This is a genomic window from Mesorhizobium sp. B2-6-4 (assembly GCF_006441495.1).
Classification (GTDB): Bacteria; Pseudomonadota; Alphaproteobacteria; order Rhizobiales; family Rhizobiaceae; genus Mesorhizobium.
In genome coordinates, this window is sequence record NZ_VFUE01000005.1 from 146,204 (window position 1) to 171,739 (window position 25,536).

Annotated in this window: 27 protein-coding genes and 1 pseudogene; 14 read left to right on the forward strand and 14 right to left on the reverse strand. The window is 63.5% G+C overall.

Going from position 1 to position 25,536, the window contains the following annotated elements; genetic code table 11:
- Positions 1 to 30: 30 nt before the first annotated feature.
- Complete coding sequence (locus tag FJ426_RS08970; protein ID WP_140559861.1) at positions 31 to 444, forward strand: NUDIX domain-containing protein; 414 nt, start codon at positions 31 to 33, stop codon at positions 442 to 444.
- Between the two features lie 17 nt (positions 445 to 461).
- On the opposite strand, the gene FJ426_RS31310 is transcribed toward FJ426_RS08970, so the two are convergent.
- The 3 genes from FJ426_RS31310 to FJ426_RS08980 form a co-directional block, all read right to left on the reverse strand.
- A complete protein-coding gene (locus tag FJ426_RS31310; protein ID WP_181167670.1) occupies positions 462 to 620 on the reverse strand; it encodes a hypothetical protein in 159 nt (52 codons plus the stop codon).
- Between the two features lie 149 nt (positions 621 to 769).
- Complete coding sequence (groL, locus tag FJ426_RS08975; protein WP_140516244.1) at positions 770 to 2,398, reverse strand: chaperonin GroEL; 1,629 nt, start codon at positions 2,396 to 2,398, stop codon at positions 770 to 772.
- A gap of 60 nt (positions 2,399 to 2,458) precedes the next feature.
- On the reverse strand, positions 2,459 to 2,773 hold the full coding sequence (locus FJ426_RS08980) for a co-chaperone GroES (protein ID WP_140499186.1): 315 nt from the start codon (positions 2,771 to 2,773) through the stop codon (positions 2,459 to 2,461).
- 246 nt (positions 2,774 to 3,019) lie between these two features.
- Between FJ426_RS08980 and FJ426_RS08985 the strand changes: the two genes are divergently transcribed.
- Both FJ426_RS08985 and FJ426_RS08990 read left to right on the forward strand, forming a co-directional pair.
- Positions 3,020 to 3,268 (forward strand): hypothetical protein, encoded by a 249-nt coding sequence (locus FJ426_RS08985; protein WP_140499188.1) that lies wholly within the window; start codon positions 3,020 to 3,022, stop codon positions 3,266 to 3,268.
- Positions 3,265 to 3,531, forward strand: coding sequence for a DUF1488 domain-containing protein (locus tag FJ426_RS08990; RefSeq protein ID WP_140499190.1), 267 nt, complete (start codon positions 3,265 to 3,267; stop codon positions 3,529 to 3,531). Before FJ426_RS08985 ends, FJ426_RS08990 begins: the two co-directional genes overlap by 4 nt.
- Positions 3,532 to 3,554: 23 nt before the next feature.
- On the opposite strand, the gene FJ426_RS08995 is transcribed toward FJ426_RS08990, so the two are convergent.
- Both FJ426_RS08995 and FJ426_RS09000 read right to left on the reverse strand, forming a co-directional pair.
- Entirely contained in the window at positions 3,555 to 3,746 is a 192-nt protein-coding gene (locus FJ426_RS08995) for a hypothetical protein (protein WP_140521391.1), read from the reverse strand.
- 5 nt (positions 3,747 to 3,751) lie between these two features.
- Positions 3,752 to 3,958, reverse strand: coding sequence for a hypothetical protein (locus FJ426_RS09000; RefSeq protein WP_140521390.1), 207 nt, complete (start codon positions 3,956 to 3,958; stop codon positions 3,752 to 3,754).
- A 728-nt stretch (positions 3,959 to 4,686) separates the two neighbouring features.
- Here FJ426_RS09000 and FJ426_RS09005 point away from each other — a divergent pair.
- The 5 genes from FJ426_RS09005 to FJ426_RS09025 all read left to right on the forward strand — a co-directional run bounded on the left by FJ426_RS09005 (position 4,687) and on the right by FJ426_RS09025 (position 11,209).
- Positions 4,687 to 5,736: a LacI family DNA-binding transcriptional regulator gene (locus FJ426_RS09005; RefSeq protein WP_140559862.1), complete on the forward strand. Its 1,050-nt coding sequence runs from the start codon at positions 4,687 to 4,689 to the stop codon at positions 5,734 to 5,736.
- Positions 5,737 to 5,799: 63 nt separating this feature from the next.
- Positions 5,800 to 7,047: a sugar ABC transporter substrate-binding protein gene (locus FJ426_RS09010; RefSeq protein WP_140559863.1), complete on the forward strand. Its 1,248-nt coding sequence runs from the start codon at positions 5,800 to 5,802 to the stop codon at positions 7,045 to 7,047.
- A gap of 374 nt (positions 7,048 to 7,421) precedes the next feature.
- Positions 7,422 to 8,348: a sugar ABC transporter permease gene (locus tag FJ426_RS09015; RefSeq protein WP_140521387.1), complete on the forward strand. Its 927-nt coding sequence runs from the start codon at positions 7,422 to 7,424 to the stop codon at positions 8,346 to 8,348.
- Entirely contained in the window at positions 8,348 to 9,205 is an 858-nt protein-coding gene (locus tag FJ426_RS09020; RefSeq protein ID WP_140521386.1) for a carbohydrate ABC transporter permease, read from the forward strand. The genes FJ426_RS09015 and FJ426_RS09020 overlap by 1 nt, the downstream gene beginning before the upstream one ends.
- Before the next feature lie 21 nt (positions 9,206 to 9,226).
- Positions 9,227 to 11,209 carry a glycoside hydrolase family 127 protein gene (locus tag FJ426_RS09025; RefSeq protein ID WP_140825172.1) on the forward strand — a complete coding sequence of 661 codons (1,983 nt, stop codon included), beginning with the start codon at positions 9,227 to 9,229 and terminating at the stop codon, positions 11,207 to 11,209.
- 73 nt (positions 11,210 to 11,282) lie between these two features.
- On the opposite strand, the gene FJ426_RS09030 is transcribed toward FJ426_RS09025, so the two are convergent.
- The 7 genes and pseudogenes from FJ426_RS09030 to FJ426_RS09060 form a co-directional block, all read right to left on the reverse strand.
- The gene (locus FJ426_RS09030; RefSeq protein WP_140499206.1) at positions 11,283 to 11,681 is read right to left on the reverse strand and encodes a DUF1801 domain-containing protein; all 399 of its coding nucleotides are present in this window, start codon (positions 11,679 to 11,681) and stop codon (positions 11,283 to 11,285) included.
- Positions 11,682 to 11,778: 97 nt separating this feature from the next.
- A pseudogene (locus tag FJ426_RS09035) lies at positions 11,779 to 12,235 on the reverse strand (DUF1801 domain-containing protein).
- A gap of 11 nt (positions 12,236 to 12,246) precedes the next feature.
- Positions 12,247 to 12,471, reverse strand: a complete 225-nt coding sequence (locus FJ426_RS09040) for a hypothetical protein (protein ID WP_140516265.1) — start codon at positions 12,469 to 12,471, stop codon at positions 12,247 to 12,249.
- A 34-nt stretch (positions 12,472 to 12,505) separates the two neighbouring features.
- The gene (locus FJ426_RS09045) at positions 12,506 to 12,898 is read right to left on the reverse strand and encodes a VOC family protein (RefSeq protein ID WP_140622832.1); all 393 of its coding nucleotides are present in this window, start codon (positions 12,896 to 12,898) and stop codon (positions 12,506 to 12,508) included.
- Positions 12,899 to 12,970: 72 nt separating this feature from the next.
- Positions 12,971 to 13,402 carry an SRPBCC domain-containing protein gene (locus tag FJ426_RS09050; RefSeq protein WP_140516269.1) on the reverse strand — a complete coding sequence of 144 codons (432 nt, stop codon included), beginning with the start codon at positions 13,400 to 13,402 and terminating at the stop codon, positions 12,971 to 12,973.
- Positions 13,399 to 13,722 (reverse strand): metalloregulator ArsR/SmtB family transcription factor, encoded by a 324-nt coding sequence (locus tag FJ426_RS09055; RefSeq protein WP_140499215.1) that lies wholly within the window; start codon positions 13,720 to 13,722, stop codon positions 13,399 to 13,401. The genes FJ426_RS09050 and FJ426_RS09055 overlap by 4 nt, the downstream gene beginning before the upstream one ends.
- Positions 13,723 to 13,850: 128 nt before the next feature.
- Complete coding sequence (locus FJ426_RS09060) at positions 13,851 to 14,570, reverse strand: gamma-glutamylcyclotransferase (protein ID WP_140825173.1); 720 nt, start codon at positions 14,568 to 14,570, stop codon at positions 13,851 to 13,853.
- Positions 14,571 to 14,782: 212 nt separating this feature from the next.
- Between FJ426_RS09060 and FJ426_RS09065 the strand changes: the two genes are divergently transcribed.
- The 3 genes from FJ426_RS09065 (at position 14,783) to FJ426_RS09075 (ending at position 19,589) form a co-directional block, all read left to right on the forward strand.
- Positions 14,783 to 15,475, forward strand: coding sequence for a DUF2270 domain-containing protein (locus FJ426_RS09065; protein ID WP_140556314.1), 693 nt, complete (start codon positions 14,783 to 14,785; stop codon positions 15,473 to 15,475).
- Positions 15,476 to 15,637: 162 nt separating this feature from the next.
- Positions 15,638 to 16,912 carry a DUF763 domain-containing protein gene (locus tag FJ426_RS09070; RefSeq protein WP_140825174.1) on the forward strand — a complete coding sequence of 425 codons (1,275 nt, stop codon included), beginning with the start codon at positions 15,638 to 15,640 and terminating at the stop codon, positions 16,910 to 16,912.
- A gap of 469 nt (positions 16,913 to 17,381) precedes the next feature.
- Positions 17,382 to 19,589 (forward strand): cation:proton antiporter, encoded by a 2,208-nt coding sequence (locus FJ426_RS09075; protein WP_246675523.1) that lies wholly within the window; start codon positions 17,382 to 17,384, stop codon positions 19,587 to 19,589.
- 9 nt (positions 19,590 to 19,598) lie between these two features.
- Here FJ426_RS09075 and FJ426_RS31315 read toward each other — a convergent pair whose 3' ends face one another.
- Both FJ426_RS31315 and FJ426_RS09080 read right to left on the reverse strand, forming a co-directional pair.
- The gene (locus tag FJ426_RS31315) at positions 19,599 to 19,742 is read right to left on the reverse strand and encodes a hypothetical protein (RefSeq protein WP_181168574.1); all 144 of its coding nucleotides are present in this window, start codon (positions 19,740 to 19,742) and stop codon (positions 19,599 to 19,601) included.
- Between the two features lie 201 nt (positions 19,743 to 19,943).
- Positions 19,944 to 20,777: a methyltransferase domain-containing protein gene (locus FJ426_RS09080; RefSeq protein ID WP_246675524.1), complete on the reverse strand. Its 834-nt coding sequence runs from the start codon at positions 20,775 to 20,777 to the stop codon at positions 19,944 to 19,946.
- Between the two features lie 402 nt (positions 20,778 to 21,179).
- Here FJ426_RS09080 and FJ426_RS09085 point away from each other — a divergent pair, with 402 nt between their 5' ends.
- From FJ426_RS09085 to FJ426_RS09095, 3 genes are all read left to right on the forward strand, one after another.
- Positions 21,180 to 21,611 carry a DOPA 4,5-dioxygenase family protein gene (locus tag FJ426_RS09085; protein ID WP_140559873.1) on the forward strand — a complete coding sequence of 144 codons (432 nt, stop codon included), beginning with the start codon at positions 21,180 to 21,182 and terminating at the stop codon, positions 21,609 to 21,611.
- 252 nt (positions 21,612 to 21,863) lie between these two features.
- Positions 21,864 to 22,970 (forward strand): ATP-binding protein, encoded by a 1,107-nt coding sequence (locus FJ426_RS09090; RefSeq protein WP_224519037.1) that lies wholly within the window; start codon positions 21,864 to 21,866, stop codon positions 22,968 to 22,970.
- Entirely contained in the window at positions 22,888 to 25,422 is a 2,535-nt protein-coding gene (locus tag FJ426_RS09095; protein ID WP_140559874.1) for a S8 family peptidase, read from the forward strand. Before FJ426_RS09090 ends, FJ426_RS09095 begins: the two co-directional genes overlap by 83 nt.
- The last annotated feature ends 114 nt before the right edge of the window (positions 25,423 to 25,536 follow it).

Consider the following 25,536-nt stretch of genomic DNA (forward strand, 5'->3'; position numbering starts at 1 on the left):
TGCACCAAACGACCACCGGAACAGTCTACCGTGAATCCTACCCGCCACGAAAGCCGCAAGATCAGGATCGCTGCCGGCGTCATCGCGGATGCGTCGGGCCGGCTGCTTTTGGTGCGCAAGCGCGGCACCAGCGCCTTCATGCAGCCCGGCGGCAAGATCGAGCCGCGCGAGGCCCCGCTCGACACCCTGATGCGCGAACTGCGCGAGGAACTCGGATTGGTGATCGACCCCGCCACCACCTCCTGGCTCGGCCTGTTCTCGGCCACGGCCGCCAACGAGCCGGACAGCACGGTCGAGGCGGAATTGTTCGCGCTCTCCATCGACGGCCAGCCGATAGCCGCCGCCGAGATCGAGGAGATCATCTGGCTGGAGCCCGGCTCGACCAATTCCGTCGAACTTGCGCCGCTGACGCGCGATGTGGTGCTGAGGTTGAGCGGAATGTAGCGGCGGCGGCGCCGCTATTACATCGGACGCTTGGGTTCGCCCTTTTGTGGCGTTGCCGGATCGGGCTCGGATTTCTTGTGCTTGTCGGCGGCAATCCTGCGGATGCGGTCGAAGCGGCTTTCCTCTGTCGTTTCGGTCGTGACGACCGTCTGTGGCTTCTGCACGAACACGATCATGGATCGATCTCCTGGGCCAGAGGCCTGCGCGCCGGGGGAGAATCCCCCGGCGATAGTCGTCTCGCCTGCGGCAAAGGCCGGTTCGGCGAGATACGGATCAGGCCTGAAAGACGGCTTTTATGAAACCATCTTCGCGAGCCGGTCGAATCCTAGTAGCCGCCCATGCCGCCACCGCTGCCCGCAGGCGCGGCATCCTTGGCCGGAATGTCCGAGATCATCGCTTCGGCGGTGATCAAAAGCGCGGCGATCGAGCCGGCATCTTGCAACGCGGTGCGCACCACTTTCGCCGGATCGACGATGCCCGCCTTGATCATGTCGACATACGCCTCGTTCTGGGCATCGAAACCCTGGTTGTGGTCCTTGCTGTCGGAGAGCTTGCCGACGACAACAGAGCCTTCAACGCCCGAATTCTCGGCGATCTGGCGGAGCGGCGCTTCGAGTGCCCTGAGCACGATCGAGATGCCGGCGGTGACATCGGCGTTGGCGCCGCCCAGGCCGGCAAGCGCCGTCCTGGCACGCAGCAGAGCCACGCCGCCGCCTGGCACGATGCCTTCCTCGACCGCCGCGCGCGTGGCGTTCAGCGCGTCGTCGATGCGATCCTTCTTTTCCTTGACTTCCGACTCGGTGGCGCCGCCGACGCGGATGACGGCAACGCCGCCGGAGAGCTTGGCCAGCCGCTCCTGCAGCTTCTCCTTGTCATAGTCGGAGGTGGTTTCCTCGATCTGGCCCTTGATCTGGGCGACGCGCGCCTGGATGGTCGCCTTGGTGCCGGCGCCGTCGATGATCGTGGTGGTGTCCTTTTCGATCAGCACGCGCTTGGCGCGACCGAGCATCTCGATGGTGACGTTCTCCAGCTTGATGCCGAGATCCTCGGAGATCATCTGGCCGGATGTGAGCACCGCGATGTCTTCCAGCATCGCCTTGCGGCGGTCGCCGAAGCCCGGCGCCTTGACGGCCGCGACCTTGAGGCCGCCGCGCAGCTTGTTGACGACCAGCGTCGCCAGAGCCTCGCCTTCGACGTCCTCGGAGATGATCAGCAGCGGCCTGCCGCTCTGCACCACCGCTTCGAGGATCGGCAGCATTGCCTGCAGATTGCCGAGCTTCTTCTCGTGGATGAGAATATAGGGGTCTTCCAGCTCCGCGCGCATCTTGTCGGCATTGGTGACGAAATAGGGCGAGAGATAGCCGCGGTCGAACTGCATGCCTTCGACGACGTCGAGCTCGGTGTTGGCGGTCTTGGCTTCCTCGACGGTGATGACGCCGTCATTTCCGACCTTGTCCATCGCCTTGGCGATCATCTCGCCGACGCTGGCATCGCCATTGGCGGCGATTGTGCCGACCTGCGCGATCTCGGCCGACGACTTGACCTTCTTGGCCTTCGCCTTGATTTCCACGACGACGGCCGCGACGGCCTGGTCGATGCCGCGCTTGAGGTCCATCGGGTTCATGCCGGCGGCAACCAGCTTGGCGCCTTCGCGCAGGATCGAGGCGGCCAGCACCGTGGCAGTGGTGGTGCCGTCGCCGGCGAGGTCGTTGGTCTTCGAGGCCACTTCGCGCACCATCTGCGCGCCCATGTTCTCGAACTTGTCGGCAAGCTCGATTTCCTTGGCGACGGTGACGCCGTCCTTGGTGATGCGCGGCGCCCCATAGGCCTTGTCGATGATGACGTTGCGGCCCTTGGGGCCGAGCGTGACCTTGACCGCATTGGTGAGGATCTCGACGCCGCGCAGCATACGGTCGCGCGCATCGGTGGAGAATTTGATTTCCTTGGCAGACATGATTTTATCCAGTTCGCATTTGGAGTGGAGCCGTCACCGCGCAGAGGCGCGGCGCTTCAGTCAGGCGGCCTTCTTGGCTTCGATGCTCTTTTCGATAACGCCCATGATGTCGGCTTCCTTCATGATCAGAAGATCCTCGCCGTCGATCTTGACCTCCGTGCCCGACCATTTGCCGAACAGGATCAAGTCGCCGGCCTTGACGTCGAGCGGAACAAGTGCGCCGTTTTCGTCGCGGGCGCCGGGACCAACCGCGATCACTTCGCCTTCCTGCGGCTTTTCCTTGGCATTGTCGGGAATGATGATGCCGCCCTTGGATTTGATATCGCCTTCGGCGCGCCGGATGACGACGCGGTCGTGGAGTGGCCGAAATTTCATGAGAACTTCTTTCTGGGGCCGGCATAGGCGGCCGCCCCCTTCTATAGGCTCTTTGGCACTCGATAGATAGGAGTGCCAAAATTTATTCCGAGCGGATATTGAATAATCATAGTATTATTTCGGCGCCCGGTTTCATCGGGTCGGAAAAACGACCAAATATTTCAAAAATTTGAATTTTCCCGGCAGAGTACCTATTTATCGGACAAGTTCATTTTCACGATTTCAGACGCAAGGGAGATTTCCTCGATGGCCGACGGCAACCAGACGATCATGGAAAAAGCTGAAGCGCGCTTTGTCGACAAGCAGAAGAAGACGGCGGAGCGCAACAAGGCAACAGCCGAATATATGTCCGAAGCGAGGGCCAGGGAGATCAAGACGGCAAGGCTGAGGCAATTGCGGCTGGCCAAGGAAGAAGCCGACCGCGTGGCCGAGGCCCTGAACCCGACGCCGAAGAAGAAACGCGCGGTGAAGAAAACGACGGAGGCAAAATCATGAGCCTGACCTTCCCCAACCGCAGCCGCAGCTACGACGAGGCCGGCAAGCGCATCCGGTTCGTCGGCTATGACGGCATGTTCCAGATTTCCTTCTCGGTCGCCGCCGATGCCATGACGAGGATGCAGCCGGCGACGGCAGCCAATGAAGCCGGCTATCTCGCCACCTTTGACACCGAGAGCAGTGTCATCCGGGACGTAGCGTCAAAGGCCTATGACCGCACGCGCAAGAGCATGTATGTGCTGACGGCCGACGACTTCCGCTGAGACGACAGGCGGACGGCGCTGGATCAGGATTTACGCTCCGCCTTCTCCCGGCGCTTGACGTCCCGGACATTCATCTGATCGACCATGGCGTTGGCGTCGCGCGGGCTCATGCCGACCATCGCCCTTTGCCTGACGACGACGGGCTGGCCGGTGAAGACGTCGATGATGGCCCAGCTTTGGGGCAAGTCCATGCGCAGTGCGTAGCGGTTGGCCATTTGCCTCAGCCCTGCAACATGAAGAAGACCATGCCCAGGACCGATATCGTCCAGGCGACGACCGACAGCTTCAACACCATGCCGCCATGGGCGGCCAGCGCCTCCCGCAGCCGCGGGGCGATACCTGCCGACGGGACCGGTTCCACCGTAACGGCACGGGGTCCCTTGGCGCCAAGTTTTCCAAAGACGGGCAACAGCGACGGTTCACGCACGAAAATGGCCTCGAATGTCGGGGAAAGTCGGAGCGGGCAAGCTCTTGCCCTTCCATAGCACTCTTTTGGCGAGTGCCCTGCATGCCAAATGCAAATAGGCTGCTTTAACGCCGGCCGCATGCCACGTGACCCCGATCGTCAGATGCTGAAAGCGCGCAAGTCGGCTGGGTAGCAGTCTTCTTGCCGGCACATCAGCGTCACAACGAAGACGAGGACCTGTCCGGCCCAGGTCGCAAATGCAAGCTGGCAAGACCCATCGCCCTTGATGGTCCGACGCAGGCTCTACGTCATATGATTTTTTGGAGGCCTCGCCTCGGGATCGAACCGAGGCTTCAGAGATTTGCCGTCTCCAGCGTAGCCGCTCCGCCACGAGGCCATGACTAGCGAACTAACCGATAATATTTGCGCAAGCGTTAAGACCGAAGAGTCGTTTGTAGACATGTCGCCGATTGCTGCTTTGGCCGGCTCGCGCCGTGGGCAGCACTGACGGCTGCCGATCAGGAATTCGCCTGATGAACTCGCCGGGCGCCGACACCGTGAGCCCGCCCTCCGGCGGCCACTTCGCACCACCGGAGGACCAGCCACTTTTCCTCTTGAACAGCCTCTGGATCTGGCCTAGTTTGGGTTGAGAAAAGGTTTTTCCAAACATTTCCGAGCGGGCTCGGCCATTGGCCGGGTCATTCCGGCCTGTAAGAGAAAACCTTTTCCCAATCGGGATTTTCGCCGCAATGGCATTGGACGATCAGCCAGCCTTTCCCAAGCCCGTCACCTTGCGTGACGTGGCAGCCGAGGCTGGCGTCAGCGTTGCCACCGCCTCGAAGGCGCTCAACGACCAGGGCCGCATGACCGCCGAGACCCGCGAGCGCATCCGCGAGACCGCGCAGCGCCTCGGCTTCCGGCCCAACAGCCTGGCACAGAGCCTGCTGCGGCGACGCTCCTTCACCGTTGGCCTGCTCACCAACGATACCTATGGCCGCTTCTCGCTGCCGCTGATGTCGGGCATTTCCGACGCGCTGGTCGACGCCGGCGTTTCGGTGTTCCTGTGCAATGTCGAGGAGGATCCGCGTCTCGGCCAGCTCCATGTCGAGGCCATGCTCGACAAGCGCGTCGACGGCATCATCGCCACCGGCAAGCGCATCGACCGTCTTCTGCCGGTCGATCTGTCCAATCTGCGCATTCCGGTGATCTATGCCTTCACCCAGCCCGATCCCGACGCCGTCGCCTTCGTCTCCGACGACGCTGGCGGCGCGCGGCTGGCAGTGGAGCATTTCTGTCGGCTCGGCCGCAGTCGCATCGCCCATGTCTCGGGACCGGCGAGCTTTGCCGTGGTGCACGCCAGGGCGCAGGCCTATCGCGATGTTCTGACCGAGAACGGCCTGTCGGTCACCGAGCCGCTGCTCGGCTCGTGGTCGGAGGCCTGGGGACACGAAGCCGTGGCGAGGCTGTTCGACGGCGCGGCCGACGACGCAAGCGAAAGACCGGACGCCGTCTTCTGCGGCAACGACCAGATCGCGCGCGGCGTCATCGATGCCTTGCGCGAACGCGGTCTCGACGTGCCCGGCGATGTCGGCGTCATCGGTTTCGACAATTGGGAGATCGTGGCCGAAGCGACGCGCCCGCCGCTGACCTCGGTCGACATGAACCTGGCTGCGCTCGGCCGCGAAGCGGGGCTGACCTTGCTTTCCCTGGTCGGCGGCAAGCCCGCCGCGCCAGGCATCCGGAAACTGCCGTGCCGGCTGGTGGTGCGTCAGTCCTGCGGCCGCCTGCCGGACGGCTGAAGAACCAAACGCCGCAATCGGCGGCAAGCCGCGCGTCGCGGCCAAAACGTGGAGGAGGAGAATATGAGGACTTTGATTGCCAGGCTGGCCTTGACGGCCGCCGTATTCGGCTGCGGGCTGCAATTTGCCGCCGCCGAGACCGCCAACATCTGGGTGCGCGCCGACGGCTCGAACTTCATGCCGCGCATCGTCGATGCCTACAACAAGGGCCACACCAACCAGATCAAGCTCGACATCATCCCCAACGCCGAGATCATTCCGAAATACGGTGCTGCCGCCGCCGGCGGCACGGCGCCCGACGCGCTATCGCTCGACCTGATCTACACGCCCTCCTTTGCTGCCGCCGGCCAGTTGGAGGACATCACCGACTGGGCCAAGTCGCTCCCCTATTTCGCCAGCCTGTCGCCGGCTCATGTGAAGACCGGCACCTACAAGGACCGCATCTACGGCCTGCCCTTCTCCGCCGACGCCTCGGTGCTGATCTGGAACAAGAAGCTGTTCAAGCAGGCCGGCCTCGACCCCGAAAAGGGCCCAGCCAATTGGGCCGAGATCGAAGCCGACGCCGAAAAAGTCAACGCGCTCGGCGGCAACATCAAGGGCTTCTACTTCTCCGGCAATTGCGGCGGCTGCAACATCTTCACCTTCACGCCGCTGGTCTGGGCCTCGGGCGGCGACATCCTCTCGCAGGACGGCTCCAAGGCGACGCTGGACAGCCCGCAGCTACGCGGCGCCATCGATCTCTATCGTTCGATGGTCAAGAAGGGCCTGGTGCCGGAAGGCGCCCAGACCGACACCGGCGCCAATTTCTTCGCCGCCTTCGCCGGCGGCAACATCGGCATCTCGCCGTCGGGTGCCTTCGCCATCGGCGCGCTCAACACCCAGTATCCCGATATCGACTACGGCATCACCTTCCTGCCGGGCAAGGATGGCGGCTGGTCGTCCTTTGCCGGCGGCGATAATTTCGTCGTCACCAAGGGCACCACGAAGATCGATGTGGTGAAGGAGTTCCTCGACTTCGCCTATTCGCTGGAAGGCCAGACGATCCTGGCCAAATATGGCAGCCTGCCGGTGCGCGGCGACATCGCCAAGGACGCGCTGAAGGACCTCGACCCGCGCTACCAGGTCGCAGCCGAGGCCATGGCCAAGGGCAAGACGCCCTATTCGGTGGTCTTCAACGACCTGATCAACTCCGCCAACGGCCCGTGGACGCAGATGGTCAACGAGGTGTTCTTCGGCGACGACGTCGACGGCGCCATCGCCAATGCGCAGGAGACTATGCAGTCGATCATCGACCAGGCGCCGCAGAAATAGGCGCCTGCCGGCCGCCCGCCTGTCTCCCTGAGCGGGTGGCCGGATATTGTTTGGTTCAGATACAGGGCTATCGCGTTGAGAAGACTCACTAGCATCGACAGCTTGGGACCTAGCGCACTTCGCCTCCCCTTCTCCCCTTGTGGGGTGAGGAGCGGTCCGCGCAGCGGACGAAAAGCCAACTGCTTGGCTTTTCGAGCTTCGAACGCCCTGAGCCTGCGAAGGGCCGGGTGGTGGCCGATCCACTCTGCCGGGTCCCCGCTGCTTCGCAGCGTCCCGGTGTTCGCCGGCCTTTCATCGTGCCACTGGCACGATGAATTCGCCTCCGGCGAACCGGCCGCTCACCCCACAAGGGGAGAAGGAAAAGCGGGCCAGCCATGACCACCATCACAGCAACCACCGCCCCGCCCCGCGCCCGAAAACTCGTCGGCGCCGGGCGACGGCAATGGATCGGTCTCATCTACGTCGCGCCGGCCGTGGCGCTGGTCATGGTGTTCTTCGTCATCCCGCTCGGCATGACGGCGTGGATGTCGCTGCACAACTGGCCGCTGATGGGCGGGCACTCCTTCATCGGCCTCGACAACTATGCCGCGATCCTGCGCGACACCAGGTTCTGGAACGCACTGAAATTCACCGGCTACTACACTGTGATCGTCACCATCGCGATCTTCGCCGTCGCCTTCCCGCTGGCCATCTTCATCGAGCGGCCGCGCCCGCTGACCAATCTCTATCGCACCGCCTTCTTCATGCCGGCGGTGGTCGGTTTCGCCTCGGCGAGCCTGCTCTGGTCATGGCTGCTCAACGTCGATTCCGGCCTGTTCAGCCCGGCCGCCTACAACCTCGGCCTGATCGACAGGAAATTCAACCTTCTGGCCACCTTCCAGCCGGCCTTCTGGTCGATCATCGCGATGGTGGTGTGGAAGGTCGCCGGCTTCACCATGATCATCCTGATGACCGGCCTGCAATCGATCCCGCAGGATTTGCAGGAAGCGGCCGTCATCGACGGCGCCGGCCCGTTCGCAAGATTCCGGGCCATTACCTTGCCGCTGATGCGCCGCACCCTGGCGCTGGCCCTGATCCTGTCGGTGGCCGGCTCGGTCCTCGCCTTCGACCAGTTCTACATCATCCTGCGCGGCGGCCCGCGCAACCAGACGCTGACGGCGGTGTACTGGATTTTCAACCAGTCCTTCGTGTCGTTCAAGCTCGGCTATGGCGCGGCGCTCTCCATGGTGCTGCTGGTGATCCTGGTGGCGCTCAGCCTCGTGCAGCTCTGGCTGCTGAGGAAGCCCGAGGGCCTCGACTGATGGCGCAGGCAATGTCCGCTCAAGGCAAGCTCGCCGCCAGCGTCGTCAGGCACTCCACCGGCATCGTCGCCTCGGTGCTGTTCGTGGCGCCGATCGTGTGGGCCGCGCTGTCGGCCTTCAAGCCGGCGCAGGAGGCGCGCCAGCCGCCGCTGCCGCCCTGGCCGACGACAGGCTTCTCGCTGGAGAACTACGCCACGCTCAACACCTTCGGCGACGGGCTCTGGGTCTCGGCGCAGAACAGCATCTACGTCTCTGTCATGACGGTGCTGGTCTCGGTCGTCGTCTCCGTGCTCGCCGGCTACGGTTTCTCGCGTTTCCGATTTCCGCTCAAGGACCTGTTCTTCGTCCTCATCCTGTCGACGATCATGATCCCGTTCCAGTCGATCCTGACGCCGATCTTCCTGGTGCTCACCAAGCTTGGCCTGCACAACACGCTGACCGGGCTGGTCGGCGTCTATGTGACGCTGCAACTGCCGTTCTCGATCTTCATGATGCGCAACGCCTTCGACGCGGTGCCGCGCGAGATCGAGGAGGCCGCGCGCATGGACGGCGCCGGAAACGCCACCATGCTGTTGAAGGTGATGCTGCCGCTGGTCTGGCCGGGCGTCGTCACCATCGCGCTGTTCGCCTTTCTCGGCGCCTGGAACGAGTTTCTCGCCGCTTTGGTGCTGATGACCGACCAGTCCAAGTTCACGCTGCCGGTGATGATGACCGCACTCCAGTCCGGCCGCTTCGGCGCCATCGACTGGGGCGCGGTGCAGGCGGGCGTCACCGTGATGATGGTGCCGTGCCTGATCCTGTTCCTGGCTTTGCAGCGCTTCTACATCCGCGGCCTGATGGCCGGGGCCGTCAAGTGATCGATCGAATGGAGTAAGTTCATGACCGCATCGTCTTCTGCCAGGCCTGCCAGCGCCTCCAGGCCCAAACTCGCCTTCCGGCCGCTACCGGTGCCGCAGGTCGACGTGCACGGCTTCTGGGGCGACCGTGCCGATGCCGTCGCCGCGCGCACCGCCAATATCCTCTACGACCGCTGCGTCGAGGCGGGCATGCTGGAGCAGATCGATCCGGACCGGCCCTCGCCCGGCGTCGTCATCCCGTTCCATTCCCCTTCGCCCGACGAGGCGGCTTCCCCCGGCTTCACCGGCTCGACGGTGACGACGCAGATGTTCTGGGACTCCGACTGGGGCAAGACGATCGAGACGGCGGCCTATTCGCTCTACCGCGCCAAGAACCCGGAGCTGGAGAAGAAGATCGACGCCGTCATCGACCTCTACGAAAAGCTGCAGCAGCCGGACGGCTATCTCTCGAGCTGGTACCAGCGCATCCAGCCCGGCCTGCGCTGGACCAATCTGCGCGATTGCCACGAGCTCTATTGCGCCGGCCACCTGATCGAGGGCGCCGTCGCCTATTACCAGGCGACCGGCAAGCGCAAGCTGCTCGACGTCATGTGCCGCTATGCCGACCATATCGCCTCGGTGCTCGGGCCCGAGCCGGGCAAGAAGAAGGGCTATTGCGGCCATGAGGAGATCGAGCTGGCGCTGGTGAAGCTGGCGCGGGTGACTGGCGAGAACAGATACATGGAGCTGGCGAAATACTTCATCGACCAGCGCGGCCAGCAACCGCATTATTTCGACGAGGAGGCGCGCGCCCGCGGCACCGATCCCAAGGCCTATCATTTCAAGACCTATGAATACAGCCAGTCGCACATTCCGGTGCGCGAGCAGGACAAGGTCGTCGGTCATGCGGTCAGGGCGATGTATCTCTATTCCGGCATGGCCGACATCGCCACCGAATATGGCGACGACAGCTTGCGGGTGGCGCTCGACCGGCTGTGGGACGATCTCACCAGCAAGAACCTCTACATCACCGGCGGGCTCGGGCCGTCGGCGCACAATGAGGGCTTTACCAGCGATTTCGACCTGCCCAATGAGAGCGCCTACGCCGAGACCTGTGCCGCCGTCGGCCTGGTGTTCTGGGCCAGCCGCATGCTCGGCATGGGGCCGAACGCCCGCTACGCCGATATCATGGAGCGGGCGCTCTACAACGGCTCGATCTCGGGCCTGTCGCTCGACGGCTCGCTGTTCTTCTACGAAAACCCGCTGGAAAGCCGGGGCCGGCACAACAGATGGAAATGGCACCGCTGCCCGTGCTGCCCGCCCAATATCGGGCGCATGGTGGCCTCCATCGGCAGCTATTTCTACAGCCTGGCGGACGACGCGCTTGCCGTCCATCTCTATGGCGATTCCACCGCTCGTTTCGACATAGCGGGCGTGCCGGTGGCACTGACGCAGGCGAGCCGCTACCCCTGGGACGGCGCGGTCGCCATCACCATCGAGCCGCAGGCGCCGGTCGCGTTCACCCTGCATCTGCGCGTGCCGGCATGGAGCGCTGGCGCGGCGCTCAAGGTCAATGGCGAGACGGTGAAGCTCGAGGACGTCACCAGCGATGGCTACGCGGCGATCCGGCGCACATGGAAGAAGGGCGATAGCGTCCGCCTCGATCTCGAAATGCCGATCGAACGGCTCTACGCCAACCCGCAGGTGCGCCAGGACGCCGGCCGCGTCGCGCTGTCGCGTGGCCCGCTGATCTACTGCGTCGAGGCGACCGACAATGACGGCAGCCTGCACCGCATCGCATTGCCGCGCACCGCAAGCATCGAGGCGCATGACGAGCCGGACCTGCTGGGCGGCGTGGTGGCGCTTTCGACCACAGCGCTGGCCGACACCGATGAGGGCTGGCAAAACGGGCTTTACCGCACCGACCCGCCCGCTGCCAGACAGACGCGGCTGACCGCCATCCCCTATTTCGCCTGGGACAACCGCGAGCCCGGCGAGATGCTGGTGTGGCTGAGGGACGGATGAGGCCAGAAGGGCGCGAAGGAGCGCCACAGGCTTCGTTCTGCCCGCCGCGTCTTCGGTGCCAGTCACACGGAGCCTATCGCCGGGCCTTTGACTTGTTCAGAGCGACGGCGGCGTGGATAAGCGCCTTGAACGCTTCCTCGTCGACCTCCTCGCCCTCTTGGAAATCGATGGCGCGCCTGGTGTTTCCTTCCAGGCTGGAGTTGAACAGGCGCGACGGATCGGGCAGCGCCGCACCCTTGGCGAAGGTCAGCTTGACGACGTTCTTGTAGGTCTCGCCGGTGCAGATCATTCCGGCATGCTCCCACACCGGGACCCCGCGCCATTTCCACTCCTCCACGATCTCGGGGTCGGCCTGCCGGATCAGGCCGCGCAGCCGGCTCAGCATCTCGCCCCGCCAGTCGCCGAGTTCCTCGATCCTGCCGTCTATGAGCTGCGAAGGAGACCTGCCTTCTGGCGACCCGCTCTTCGTCATGTCCGTTCTCCTTCAGGCTTGAGGGCGGTCACCGCCCCGTCCGCCCGATCATAGGCGCTCTGTCGCGGGCGGCAAATCCGGGCCCGGCGTACAAATCTCACATCCGTTCGCCGGGCAATCGGCTCGCCTGTTTCACCCACTCGGTGAACTGGGCCTCGTCGAACTGGTCGTCCTCATGAATGTCAAGGTAACGCGTGTCCTTGCTTTTGGACTGGCCAGGCGGCACCGGGTCCAGCGACATGCCGCGGAAGAAGGCTACCTTTATGTATTTCGTGAAGCAATGAAAGCTGAGGGAACCAGCCCTCGCCTTCCACGCCATAGAAGGGCGAGTTCCATTTGACGGCCTTGCGCACATCAGGCACGGCACGCTCGATGAGCGCGTCGAGGCGGCCGCCGGCCTCGCTCTTCCAGCCCGGCATGGCCGCGATATAGGCCTGGACGGGCGCGTTGCCTTCGCCCTTGGCGATCTGCGGATTGCCGCCAGAAAGCAGGACCGGACCGGCGGTTGCAGGCCTGGCGGCGCCTTTGGCTGATTGCCCCTGCCTCTTCGCCATCCATCCCGTCCTTACTGGCTCGCGCGCTGCCGCCCGTCAAGCCGCTTGGCGGCGTATGGCAGCACGAACATGTAGAGGCCGCTGAACAGCAGCAGGAACAGCGGCAGCAGCGGCGAATAGACCACCCAGGCGGGCGGCTGCCCCAAGCCCATGGCGACGAAGTTGGCGAGGACGGTCCCCGTGAAAATGATCGACAGCCAGCGATGCGTTTGCCGGACCCATTTGTTCCAATCCATGCTATCTCCTCCTGGAAAATGAACGAAACGCCGCTTACCAGCGCGCCAGCTGCGTGATCTGGATGAGGTTGCCGCAGCTGTCGTTGAGCTGCGCTATGGTCGAGCCGGTCACTTCGGTCGGCGCCATGGCGAAGGCCGCGCCCCGCGCCTTGATGCGCTCGTGATCGGCCTTGATGTCGTCGGTGAAGAGCATCAGCGCCGGCTGGCCCTGCTTGAACAAGGCCTGCTGGTAGGCCTTGTTCGCCGGGTTGTCGTTCAGCGCAAGCTGCAGCTCGGTTCCCTCAGGCTCGTCCGGCGAAGCCACGGTCAGCCAGCGAAACGGACCGTTGCTGAAATCGGCCTTCTTGGTGAAGCCCAACACGTCGGTGTAGAAGGCAAGTGCCTTCTCCTGGTCGTCCACATAGACGCGGGTCAATTTGATCTTCATCGCATATCCTCCATAGGTTCGTTTGCTCCGGGCTGCCCTCGAACAGTCTTGCTATGACCGTGCCGACCGACCTCAGTCCGTCCGTGCCAGGAGCTCTTCCAGCTTCTCCAGGAATTTCGGCCATCCCATCTTGGCGCCGCCGTAGGCCCGCCTCTGCTCGGGCCGGAAACCGGACTGCTCCATGCGCAGATGGGTCCCGGCAGGCGTCGGGGTGAGCGTGAAGGTCACCACGCTCCTGAGATCGAAGGCCGGGTCCTGGTGCGCGAGGTTCCACGTGTAGGACAGCGTCTTGTGCGGCTCGACGGCAAGCACCTCGCAATCCAGCACGCCGCCCCAGGCGGTGCTGAGGTTGAAGCGATGGCCCACGACCGGATTTAAATCGTTCTTCATCAGCCACTCCTCAATCAGATGCGGTTGCGTCAGTGCGCGCCAGAGTTTTTCCGGCGGATGCGAAATCTGCCGCTCGACGACGACAGTGCGGGTCTCGGCGGCACTGTCGTTCACTGGTCCATCCTTTTGAGCAGATCCTCGAGATCGTCGAACCGGCTTTCCCAGAACCCGGCCATCTCACGCGTCCAGTCCATCAGCGGCGCCAGCGCGCCGAGCTGCGCGCTGTAATGCGTCTGGCGGCCTTCATGGCGGTCGCGCACCAGCCCGGCCTGCTTCAGCACGCCCAGATGCTTCGACACGGCCGGCTGCGAGACCCCCGACTGGATCGTCAGCGCTCCCACCGTCTGCTCTCCCTGGCGGCACAGCCGTTCGAAGATGGCGCGCCGCGTCGGGTCGGCGAGCGTCCTGAAGAGCGCATCATGAGCATCCGGCATTTAATCGATAACCCGTTGGCTATTGATGGACGTATAACCGTCGGGATATGTATTCGTCAAGCGGAAGATTTGGAGGGGCGGGAAAGCGTCTGGAACTTCCGGATCGCGTTGCGCTGGGACGCCGATCGCTAAGCCGTGGCGTGGACGCGGTTGATCTCCTCGGCCACCAATGCCTGCAACTGCCACAGGTTGCGATCGCGAATGCCGCAGGCGTCGAGGTGGCGGATGGTCTCGAACAGATATTGCGCGCCCGAGCCCCAATGGCCGGCGGCCCGGGCCAGCGTCGCCGCGATCGCCGGTTTGTCCAGCCTGCCGACATAGCGCGTATTGGCGGGATCGACGACGAAGCCGAGCGCGCGGCACATGCCGCCCTCGGTCCTGACCCGCAGCCAGCGCGGCACGTTGACGGCGGGCAGGATGGTCATCTCGCGGCGCAGCAGCGCCTCGAGATTGTCGGCAACCGGCTCCGCGATCTCGAACACCATGCCCTGGCATTGGCCACCACGGTCGAGCGCCATCATCAGGCCGGGCTGCTCGATCGTGCCGCGAAACCGCTGCACGGTGAAGCAGAAGGAGCGGTGCCAGCCGGTCGCCACCGCGCGCTCGCCGCCCCTCACCTCGCCCGCCGGCTTCCACAGCAGCGAGCCATAGGCGAACAGTTTCAGCGGCCCGGCCGGCGCATCGGCCAGGATTTCGTCGCTGAAACGCGCATAGTCGGCGTCGGTCATGTAGACCATGCCCGGCGTCGGCCCGGCATCCTCGACCGCGCGCAAGGTGCGGGCGACCAGCGCCTCCGTCAGCGCCATCGCCGCCTTGCGCGGCGATGCGGTGGAAATCGGCTTGTTCATGTTCGTCATGTTGCCCAAGGCAAAGGGATTCTCAAGAGCCAGAGCCACTCGGACCCGGACTCAGAAGCTGAGCGGACCTGCCCAAGCGTTTGAAAAGACTCGGCGCACCACCGTCGCGATAGAATTGGCCGAAAGTCCGCCTGGGTTGGCGCGAGCCGCCGTCGGCGGAACGAGATCGCGTTCGAGGCGTTCCATAGGGTTGGGAGGGAACTATGAACGATGCGCCGGCAACGCCCGTCGGCAGGACACTTACGCCTGGCGAAATGGTCACCGTGATGTCGCATTTCCATCGCGCCGAGATTGCCCGCATGGCGGGATGGCGCGACCGTATCGACAGGACCAGCAATTGGGCGATCACCGTCGTGGCCGCGATGCTGTCGGTGTCGCTGTCGACGGCCAGTGCCCATCACGGCGTGCTGCTGTTCGCCATGCTGCTGGTGCTGCTGTTGCTGTGGATCGAGGCACGGCGTTACCGCTTCTTTGACGTCTACCGCGCCCGCGTGCGCCAGTTCGAGCGCCACTATTTCGCGCAGATATTCTCGCCGCAGCCGGACTTCGCCTCGGACTGGCTGCTGATCGTCGGCGAAAGCCTGCGCACGCCGAAATTTCTGGTCTCGCAGCGGGTGGCGCTGGCGCGCCGTTTGCGCCGCAACTACATCCATATGATGCTGATCCTGCTGCTCGCCTGGATCCTCAAACTATCGACGCCGAGCCTGCTCGATCGGGCCGCGCCGGTGGGTTTCGTCGGCACATTGCGCGAGGCCGTCAGCGCCGCCGCCCTGGGTCCCGTGCCCGGCCTGGTCATCGTCACGCTGGTCGCCATCCTCTTTGCCGGCCTGCTGGCCGTCGCCTCACTGACGCCCGACGACAACGGCGAACTCTCCTTCGGAGACGTGCATGTCTAGTCCGCGATGGACAAAAACGCTTTGCGAACAACCGGGTGAGGCGCCATCCTGAATCAAACCGCGAATGAGCGCCTGCGTGCCGGCTTGGAAAATAGCCGCATGGATGCCATCTAGAGGGACAGATCCGGTCCTCGGGCGGCCGGCCACGGAGCATCGAAACAAGTGACGCAGCGAAGCGGCAGCGCCGACCTGCCGCTGCATGGCGGACGGGTCCCGAAATGGCTGGGCGACCGCATGACGCGGCTCGGCGCGGTGCTGTGCCAGGCGATCGTCCACCATTATGGCCGCGACGAGCTGCTGCGCCGGCTGGCGCATCCCTTCTGGTTCCAGTCCTTCGGTGCGGTGATGGGCATGGACTGGCATTCGTCCGGAATCACCACCAGCGTCATCGGCGCGCTGAAGCGCGGGCTGACGCCGCTGTCGGGCGAGCTCGGCATCCATGTCTGCGGCGGACGCGGCGCTCATTCGCGCAAGACGCCGCATGAGCTGGAGATGATCGGCGAACGCGTGGGCTTCGACGGCGCGGCCCTTGCCACGGCCAGCCGCCTGGTCGCCAAGGTCGACAGCGCCGCCGTGCAGGACGGTTTCGACCTCTATCTGCACGGCTTCATCGTCACCGACGACAGCCGCTGGGTGGTCGTCCAGCAAGGCATGAACGGCGACAGAAGGCAGGCGCGCCGTTACCACTGGTTGTCGGAAGGGTTGAAGAGTTTCGTCGACCAGCCGCACGCGGCCATCGAGGGCGAGCGGCAGGGCGAGATCGTCAACCTCACCGACCATCGCGCCGAGGCCTCGCGCAGCGGCCAGCTCGATCTTCTGCGCCAGCTCGGTCCCGACCGGATCGTGCACGAATTCGCCGCCATCGAGCCTGCGGCGACTGAAGCAAAGCGCGACAGTGCACAACCAATGCTGCCCAATCTGGTCATGCCGGCGCACCATGACGTGCGCGAAAGCGACATCGTCATGCGCCGGCTGCACGGCAACATCTCCGCCGCCATCGAGAGCGGCCCGACGGACTTTCCCGAATTGCTGCTGGTTCCGGGCGTCGGCGCCCGCACCGTGCGGGCGCTGGCGATGGTGGCGGAGGTGGTGCATGGCGCCCCGTGCCGCTTTTCCGACCCCGCGCGCTTCTCGCTGGCGCATGGCGGCAAGGACCGGCATCCCTTCCCGGTGCCGCTGAAGGTCTATGATGAGACCATCGCCGTCATGAAATCGGCGGTCGCCAAGGCCAAGCTCGGCCGCGAGGAGGAGTTAGCCGCCTTGCAGCGGCTCGACGGCCAGGCGCGGCGACTGGAGCGCTACGTCACCGGCCCGAGCCTGAAGGAGATCGTCGCCGGCGAGTTCGACCAGTCGCACCTGCTCGGCGGCCGCAGCGTCTTCGGCCCGGAGCCGCCGCCTGAGGGTGCTTTGCCGGAGGGCGCCAAGAAGTCGGGCTAGATCGCCGATCGCGGCCGCTACGCCGACAATTGGCGAAGCAATCCGCGGGCGGCGTCCAGCCGGTATGGGCCTTTCTCCCCGTCACTATACGGGGAGAAATGTCCGGCAGGACAATGAGGGGCGGCGCCAAGCTTTCGGCAAATAGCATCTGGATCCTGTATTTTTCCCATGTCGGCGCTGCCCTCATCCGTCTGCCGGCACCTCCTCCCCGTATAGCGACGGGGAGAAGAGCGCTGTCTCCTATGTCGGCACTTACCCCGACAGATTGGCCCGAACAGATTGGCCCGACCCGCCGCAACCTTGCGCGGCATTGCACGTTTATGCGCAGCGGACTTGATCCGCGTTGAGGGGTTGGATGACTAGGCACTGGCCGCAAACGAGATTTCTTCCTGCCATTCTCATCCCTTCCGCCGTCCTTGCCTTAGCAGGCCCGGCCTGGGCCGCCCAGGCAAGCAGCCCCGCAGCGGGCATGGGCGGCTCGGCGGAGGGCGTTTTCGTCGCCGAGATCGTGCTTCTGCTTCTGGTCGGCCGTGGCCTGGGCGAAATCTTCCAGCGCTACGGCCAGCCGGCGATCATGGGCCAGCTGATCGGCGGCATCCTGCTGGGGCCTTCGCTGTTCGGCTGGCTCTGGCCCGGCGCGCAGCAGCTGATCTTCTCGACCGACCCCGCGCAGAAGAGCATGATCGAGGCGGTCTCCCAGCTCGGCGTCCTGCTGCTCCTGCTGCTCACCGGCATGGAGACGGATCTGCGCCTGGTGCGCCGGGTGGGCGCGGCGTGTTTTTCGATCTCGGTCACCGGCGTCGTCGTGCCCTTTGCCTGCGGTTTCGCGCTGGCGCAGTTCCTGCCCGGCACGCTGCTGCCCGACCCCGGCGAGCGCGTCGTCGCCGGGCTTTTCCTGGGCACGGCCCTGTCGATCTCCTCGGTCAAGATCGTCGCCATGGTGGTGCGCGAGATGAACTTCATGCGCCGCAATCTCGGCCAGGTCATCATCTCCTCGGCCATCATCGAGGACACGATCGGCTGGCTGATCATCGCCGTCACCTTCGGCATCGCCACCAACGGCAGCCTCCAAATCGTGCCGCTGGTGGTCACGGTGGCCGAAGTGGCGCTGTTCATGGTGTTCTCCTTCACCATCGGCCGCCGGCTGGTGTTTACGCTGATCCGCTGGAGCAACGATAGTTTCCGCAGCGAATATGCCGTCATATCGGTCATCCTGATCATCATGGGCGTGATGGCGCTGATCACCAACCTGATCGGCGTCCATACCGTGCTCGGCGCCTTCGTCGCCGGCATATTGGTCGGCGAATCGCCGATCCTGTCCAGCCACATCGAGAGCCAGTTGCGCGGCGTCATCACGGCGCTCTTCATGCCGATCTTCTTCGGCATGGCCGGGCTTTCGGCCGACCTCACCGTGCTCGCCGACCCGACGCTGGCGCTGCTGACGCTGGCGCTGGTGCTCATCGCCAGCATCGGCAAGTTCGGAGGCGCCTTCATCGGCGGCCGCTTCGCCGGCATGACGCTGAAGGAGGCGACCGCCGTCGGCAGCGCCATGAACGCGCGCGGCTCGACCGAAGTGATCGTCGCCTCGATCGGCCTGTCGATGAACATCCTGTCCCACAATCTGTTCACCATGATCGTCACCATGGCTGTCATCACCACGCTCGCCATGCCGCCCATGCTGCGCTGGGCGCTCGGCCGGCTGCCCGTCGAAGACGCCGAGAAGCAGCGCGTCGACCGCGAGCTGCTCGACGAGCGCGGCTTCGTCTCCAAGCTGGAGCGGCTGCTGCTGCTGGTCGACGACAGCCCCGTCGGCAAGTTCACCGCCTATCTCGCAGGCCTGGTCGGCGGCGGCAGCGGCATGCCGACCACGCTTCTCCACCTCAAGGACGGCAGGCTTGCCGGCCCGGCCCGCGACAAGGGCCCGGAGCGTGCCTTGAAGGAGGTCAAGAAGGGCGCCGCCAGAAGCGCCAAAGCGGTCAGCAAGGCCGAGGACACGCCGGTCGAGAAGGTGCATCTCACCGCCCGCAGCGAACGCGAAGCGACCGCGCGGACGATCGCCGAGGAGGCGCGCAAGGGCTATGGCCTGCTGCTGGTCGGGCTGGAGGCCATGCTGACCGAGAAGGGATCGTTCACCGAGGCGCTCAACGACATGACGAGCGGCTTCGACGGTCCGCTCTGCCTGGTGCTGAACGGTGCCGGCGCCGGGGGCAAGATGCCGGTGCTGCGCGCGGGCACCACCATCCTGGTGCCCGTCAACGGCACGGAAGTGTCGCGCCGCGCCGCCGATTTCGCCCTGGCGCTGGCAAGGCCGCACCGGGCGCGGGTCAAGGTGCTTTATGTCTCGCAGGCGCGCAAAGGCGCCCGGCAAGGCACCGTTTCGCACCGCCGCGAGGAGGCGGTGCTCAAGGACGTCGTCGATCTCGCCGACCGCTACGGCGTTGCCGTCGATACCGCCATCCGCGCCCGCGCCACCCCCGACAAGGCGATCGCCAGGGAAGTGGCCAAGGGGGCGGCGATGGTGGTGATGGGCGTCACGCAGCGGCCGGGCGAGGAACTGTTCTTCGGCGACACCGCCATGGCGGTGCTGGCCGCCGTCCCCTGCCCGGTCGTGCTCGTGGCAAGCGACCGCATCCGCGCCGAAGCAAGGCCCGAAGCCGCGGCCGAAACCGGTGCCTGATGGCCGAGCCTATAGGCCGAAGAACTGCCTGCCGATCACATAGCCCAGCGCCACCACGGCCAGCGGAAACAAGGCCGGCGCGACCTTGCCGAGGGCCGAGCCTTGCTGTTCCTTTGGCGGCACATAGCGTGCATTGCCGAGATTCTTGGTCATTGCGTACCCCCGCGCGAACCAGTTCATTAGCAGATGCTTATTAACAGCACGGCCGAATTAACGGTTCGCGAAGAAATTCGCTCGAAAGCCGGCCATTTGAGTGGAGAGCTGGCGAATGCGGCTTGGCTCAGTCTCGTTCTCGGAACCGGGTTTGCCTGGGGCCTTGCGCAGCGCCGCGGCTTCGGCCGTCGCGGCGGAGCGCTATGTCTGGCAAACCGCCATGACGAAGAACTCGCGGTAGCAGAAGTCCGGATCGTCGAGCAGGCGATCCGGCCGCTGCTTCAGGTCCTGCCAATAGGCCTGGTCGGCATCAGGCAGGGCATAGCTCGGCGCGACGCTGGCAAAATAGGCCAGCAGGTCGGCAACATAGTCGCGCGTGAAGCGAGGCGCGGGCGCCCAGCGCTCGACCAGCCAGCCCTTGCGGCTGACGACCTCCAGGCCAGCCTGGCGCAGGCGCGCCGGAAGCGTCGAACCGCAATCGGTGCCGAGCACGCCCCGGTCGCGGAAACCCTGGAGCCTGGCCGCCATGAAGCGCGCCAGCAGCGCCCGGTCCATGGGCAGGATCTGCAGGATGGTCGAATCGAAATCCTTGACGGCGAAGATGCCGCCCGGCTTCAGCACGCGCCTGGCCTCGCCGACGGCAAGCTCGAACTCGGCCGGCGTCAGATACTGCATGACATTGCCGGACCAGACGCAATCGAACGAGGCGTCGGCGAAGGGCAGCGACAGGATGCTGCCGACATACGTGGCGATTTCCTGCGGCTCGGACAACGTGCCCGCGAGCGCCGCGACCCGGGCGATGTTTTCGGGCGCGAGGTCGAGTGCGGCGATGAAGCCGGAGGGGCCGACGGCGCTGGAGATGAGCGGCAGGAAGCCGCCGCTGCCGCAACCGGCATCGAGCACGCGCCAGCCCGGGCGAATGCCGGCGTCGAGCAAGGCCGCCTCATATTCGGGGCGCGACGATTCGAAATGAAGGTCGAGCCAACCGGCCTCGCTCGCTTCGTGACCGGTCGACGTTTGGTTCCTGGCAGACAAATGATTACCCCCGATGGCCCGGCACGGATAGAAGCGCACCGAGGGGGATCACGCAATGGCTGCGAAGCTAAATGCAGCTAGCGCCGGTCATTGCCCTCGTCAGTTGACGGCCGGATGGACAAGATGCGCTGCAAGCCGGCCGCACGACGTTGATTGCGCTTACCCAAAAGCAGACATCTGAATGCGGCATGGCGTTGTAGGCGCTGCAAGCGACCGCAGTCTGGACCGCCAACTCGCACGGCCTGGGCATCCACCGCCATGCGGCGGACCTGTGGCCAACGAGAAGGTCGGACCGGGCCTTGTCATCGCCGGCTGGAAACGCGCCGGCTGATCACGGCTACAGACAAGGCGTCCGTGCTTCGGTTAGAGTTTCGCCAGGCAACAGGCGAAGGGAGCACCGGAATGAGCAAAGCCAGTTCAACGCCGGCCGGGCAGCCGAGGCCGCTCGCCGAGATCGCCAGCTATCACGCCCACATCTACTATGACGGAGAGGCGCAGCGACAGCACGCCGAATGGCTGCGCCAGCGCATCGGCGAACGCTTCCGCGTGCGCCTGGGCAACTGGCGCGACGATCCGGTCGGCCCGCATCAGCAGGCCATGTACCAAATCTCCTTCGCCACAGAAATTTTCGCTACGCTGGTTCCCTGGCTGATGCTGAACCATGGCGGCCTGAGCATCCTCATCCACCCCAACACGACCAACCCCAAACGCGACCACTTGGTCGACCCAATCTGGATCGGGCGGGCGCTGGGCGTGCATGGCGAGGTGCTTGGCGAGGAGGACGAGGCGGAGGAGGCGCTGGAGGTGAATACGGAGCCGACGCTGGGGGTGTAGGGACGAACGAGTGGTGGTTGAATAAATTAAGTCTGATAGTGACCCGACTTAGCTGAAGACAACTGTCTGATTTGGCCGGGAGCGGAAAGACTGCTTCCTCGCGTGTCAAAAAGCCGTCGTGTCAGGAGCTGTGAGTTTGACGAAATATCGCATGGCAATCCGGCGCAAATCCCCTTAGGCTGTCGGCACCAGTCCTCTTTCCGGAGTTTGCGTTCCAATTCGCGTTGCGACCGGCAGGACGAACGCCATGTTATGCAGGGCTTCGTTTACCAATTTTTGAGAGGCTCAGTACGGCCGAAAGTTGAGCTGATGGCGCGAAGCGACCTACTACTTTCCATTGTCCGGGCAGGCGCTGAGGGCGATCAGGCAACCCTGCGTGCGTCAGTGGAAGCGTTGGTTGCCGAGGAAAAATCCAAGCAGCACAACATTCTGGCCGACCGCCTTCAGCGTGTAATAAACTCGGTCCCTGCCGTTGGTAAATTGGAAGCCCGGCAGCCCCTCGCGCCCGGTCGCGACATCATTCTCGAGACCATTCCGCAGCGTCAACTATCTGAACTCATCTTGCCGCTCCCTGTCACCCAACAGGTGCGAAACTTAGTTGAGGAGCAGAGCAGAGCGGACCTTCTGAGGTCGCACGGCGTACAGCCACGTCACACAATGCTCCTCTCTGGTCCTCCCGGCAACGGAAAGACCTCGGTTGCTGAGGCTATCGCCGAAGCTCTCGCCCTTCCATTGTTCACTGTCAGATACGATGCATTGGTCGGGTCATATCTCGGCGAAACAAACACAAGACTACGCAAGCTGTTTGATTACGTCAGGACAACGGCCTGCGTACTGTTTTTTGACGAGTTCGACGCCATCGGCAAAGAAAGAGGCGATACCCACGAGACCGGTGAAATCAAGCGCGTCGTGTCTTTTCTTCTAATGCAGATTGATCAGCTTCCGAGCTACGTCGTCGCTGTAGCTGCCACTAATCACCATGCATTATTGGACAGCGCGGTTTGGCGCAGATTTCAAATGCGACTACATGTTCCGCAGCCCGACTGGCGACAGGTCGCAGTTCTGATCGCCAGATACTTCGATACCTGGGACGAAAAGCTGTCAATTTCGCCTGAGGCGTTGGCTAAACAACTTGAACCGGCGAGCTTTGCTGAGATAGTGGAGTTCTGCCAGACAGTCCGGCGCGGACACATTTTATCTGCTGGATCGAGGTCACTGGAAACAATAATCCGACAGGAGACACAGCACTGGTCGGAACGGGTGGGGCAAACAACAAGTGCAGGCCGATCCAACAAAGCCGATCCTCAAGCTCGACAATCCAGAGGAAAGCGTCAGGCAACCGGGTCACGGAAACGCTAAGCCGTCGCGCACAATCGAGGCAGATGCGCAAGGTGAGCGGCTAGGACCGAAGTTCCAACGCCTGCGGGACTTCTTAGACGGTGCGCCGCAGCCCGTCCAAGGTCAGCCCGACGGTCTTGCTCCCGAGCGTCTACTTGTTTTTGAAGTCACGGGTTCCGTAACCGATTTCGTGAAGGCTGTTGGCAAGATCGAAGGCCTGACGTTTGCGGGTGAGGACCTTCTCGACCCCGACGAGCTAGATGAAGACCCGCAGGTCTATCTATTGGTGCCGGATCTCGCCGCGTTGCGCCAGATAGTTTCACTTTGGCAAATTTGGCAGCGCGGGGCAGTTTTACCCTACGGGTTTGCTCCGTGGAGGCAGCTGTTTTTGCGTCTGAGAGACATCCGACCGTGGGGTCCCCGAGATCGAGTCCGACCCATCGATCAGTCTCTGCTTGCGGACGCTGCCGAAGCAGCCTTGCCCGGCGAACTGATTAGATTGGAATGCGAGTTAGTCTTTAGGCGGGCGACTGAGACCGCTCAAATGGCAGTTGCGACTGTCCGAACCGCCATTGCGGAAGCTGGCGGTGAAGTTGTGAGTGAGGCCAGACACGTAGACTTCGACTATCACGCGCTCCTAATCGATCTACCCCGTGATGAGGTAGCTCGAATTGCGGCGCTGCAAGACAACAGCTTGGCCGGACTGGATCCAGTACTGTCCATCATGCCCCAGAGCAGCAGCACGACTATCGAGCCGGGTGAAGGAGAACAGGCCGATGCTTTTGAGCAGCCGGAGCTGAATGAGCAGCCTGTTGTGGCAATTTTCGACGCTGTTCCCCTGCAATCTCACCCTTGGATTGCCAATTGGCTGAGCGTTTCCGATCCGCAGGATCTTGAGGCTTTAGCAGTTGGGCCTCGGGTCCATGGTACTGCTATGGCCTCTATCGTTGTTCATGGTGATCGTAATGTCGTCTCCCAGCCTATAGGCCGAAAACTGTACTTCCGCGCCGTTATGTATGGGCCAGCGCCGGACCCATTGGGTAACTCGCGGGAGCGCTTCGTCGATGACCGACTGGTGATCGATCTTATGGTTGAGGCGGTCAGGACCATGCGGGAAGAGGGCCACGATCAAATCGTGGTCGTGAACTTATCGCTTGGCGATCCAAATAAGCAGTACAGTGGTCGAGTTTCAGCGTGGGCGCGGGCGATTGATTACCTTTCATTTAGATATGGTGTCTTGTTCATTATCTCGAGCGGGAATGTTGGGAGGTCGTTACAGCTTCACGACTATCAGCATGCTGACAATTTCCGTGCATCGACCGACGCTTCACGCAGGTCTGCGTTGCTTCGAGCTCTGGACGGGGTGAAGGCAGATCGGCGTTTGCTCGCACCCGCTGAGAGTGTGAACGCTTTGTCGGTTGGAGCATGGCACCGAGACAGCCTCGATGCGCTGCCGTTGCCAAACGGGCGCTACATCGGGTTTCCTGAGTGCGATATGCCGAACGTGTCATCAGCGCTGGGGCATGGGCACAAGAGCGCAGTTAAGCCCGATGTACTGTTTCCGGGAGGGCGCGAGCATCTCATTTTGGCTCCCGCCAATCAGCCCGTGAATGTAAGTCCTAACGCACGAGGTACACGCTTCGGCGGCATTCGTGTCGCTGCACCGAGCCTTCCGGGCCAAGCTCAAGACTATAGCGCGTGGACACTTGGATCGAGCGCCTCAGCTGCATACGCAACCCACACTGCTCATTTGATCTATGAGGTCCTTGAGCGAGAGTATGGCGATACGTTCACGGCTTTGCCCAACTCGCAAAAGGCCGTGCTGCTTAAAGCCCTTCTTGCCCATCCCGCGACGTGGAACACCTCTGACGAGTTCATCATCGCAACAAAGTTTCCAGTTCAGGTGAACTGGAACCAAATGCGTAGAGAGGTGTCCCGTCATCTCGGTTACGGGTTCGTATGGCCACCCGACGCGTTGAGTTGCGCCGCTGATCGGGCAACGCTATGGGCGGCTGGCCGTCTATTGCCCCAGGGAGCAGTCGAGTATCGATTACCAGTGCCTAACGACTTTAGTGGAACCGCTGCGCTTCGGGCTGTCAGGGCAACACTTGCGTGGTTCTCGCCAACGCGACCAGGCCATCAATCCTACAGGGCGTCCAAGCTCCGAGTAATCCCACTTTCGGATAATGTGAAAAGCGCAGTGGGCGTAGCACCAGCCGTCGAACCACCGTGGACGCAAACCGAGGCTGGAACCTTAATCCATCGCCGGTGGTCTGGCCAAGCATTCGGGCACCTAGCTGCAGGCAGTTCAATCTCGTTCCAAATCCAGAGAGAGAAGGATCAGGGTCCTGCTCTCGATGACGCCATTTCCTATGGTTTGGCTGTCACAGTCACGATGGAGGATAATCCGGCGATCTATGACGAGATTCTCAGCCGGGTGGCTGTAAAGCCTCGTAGCCGCGTCCAGGTGTAGCGTGACCATGTATGCCGATAGCTCGTCCGGTCGATCGCCACTGCAGGCTATGCTAAAAAGGGCTGAAGCCAGCCCGCGAGACCAAGCAGTTTGTGGGAAGATGCCGGCAACCGA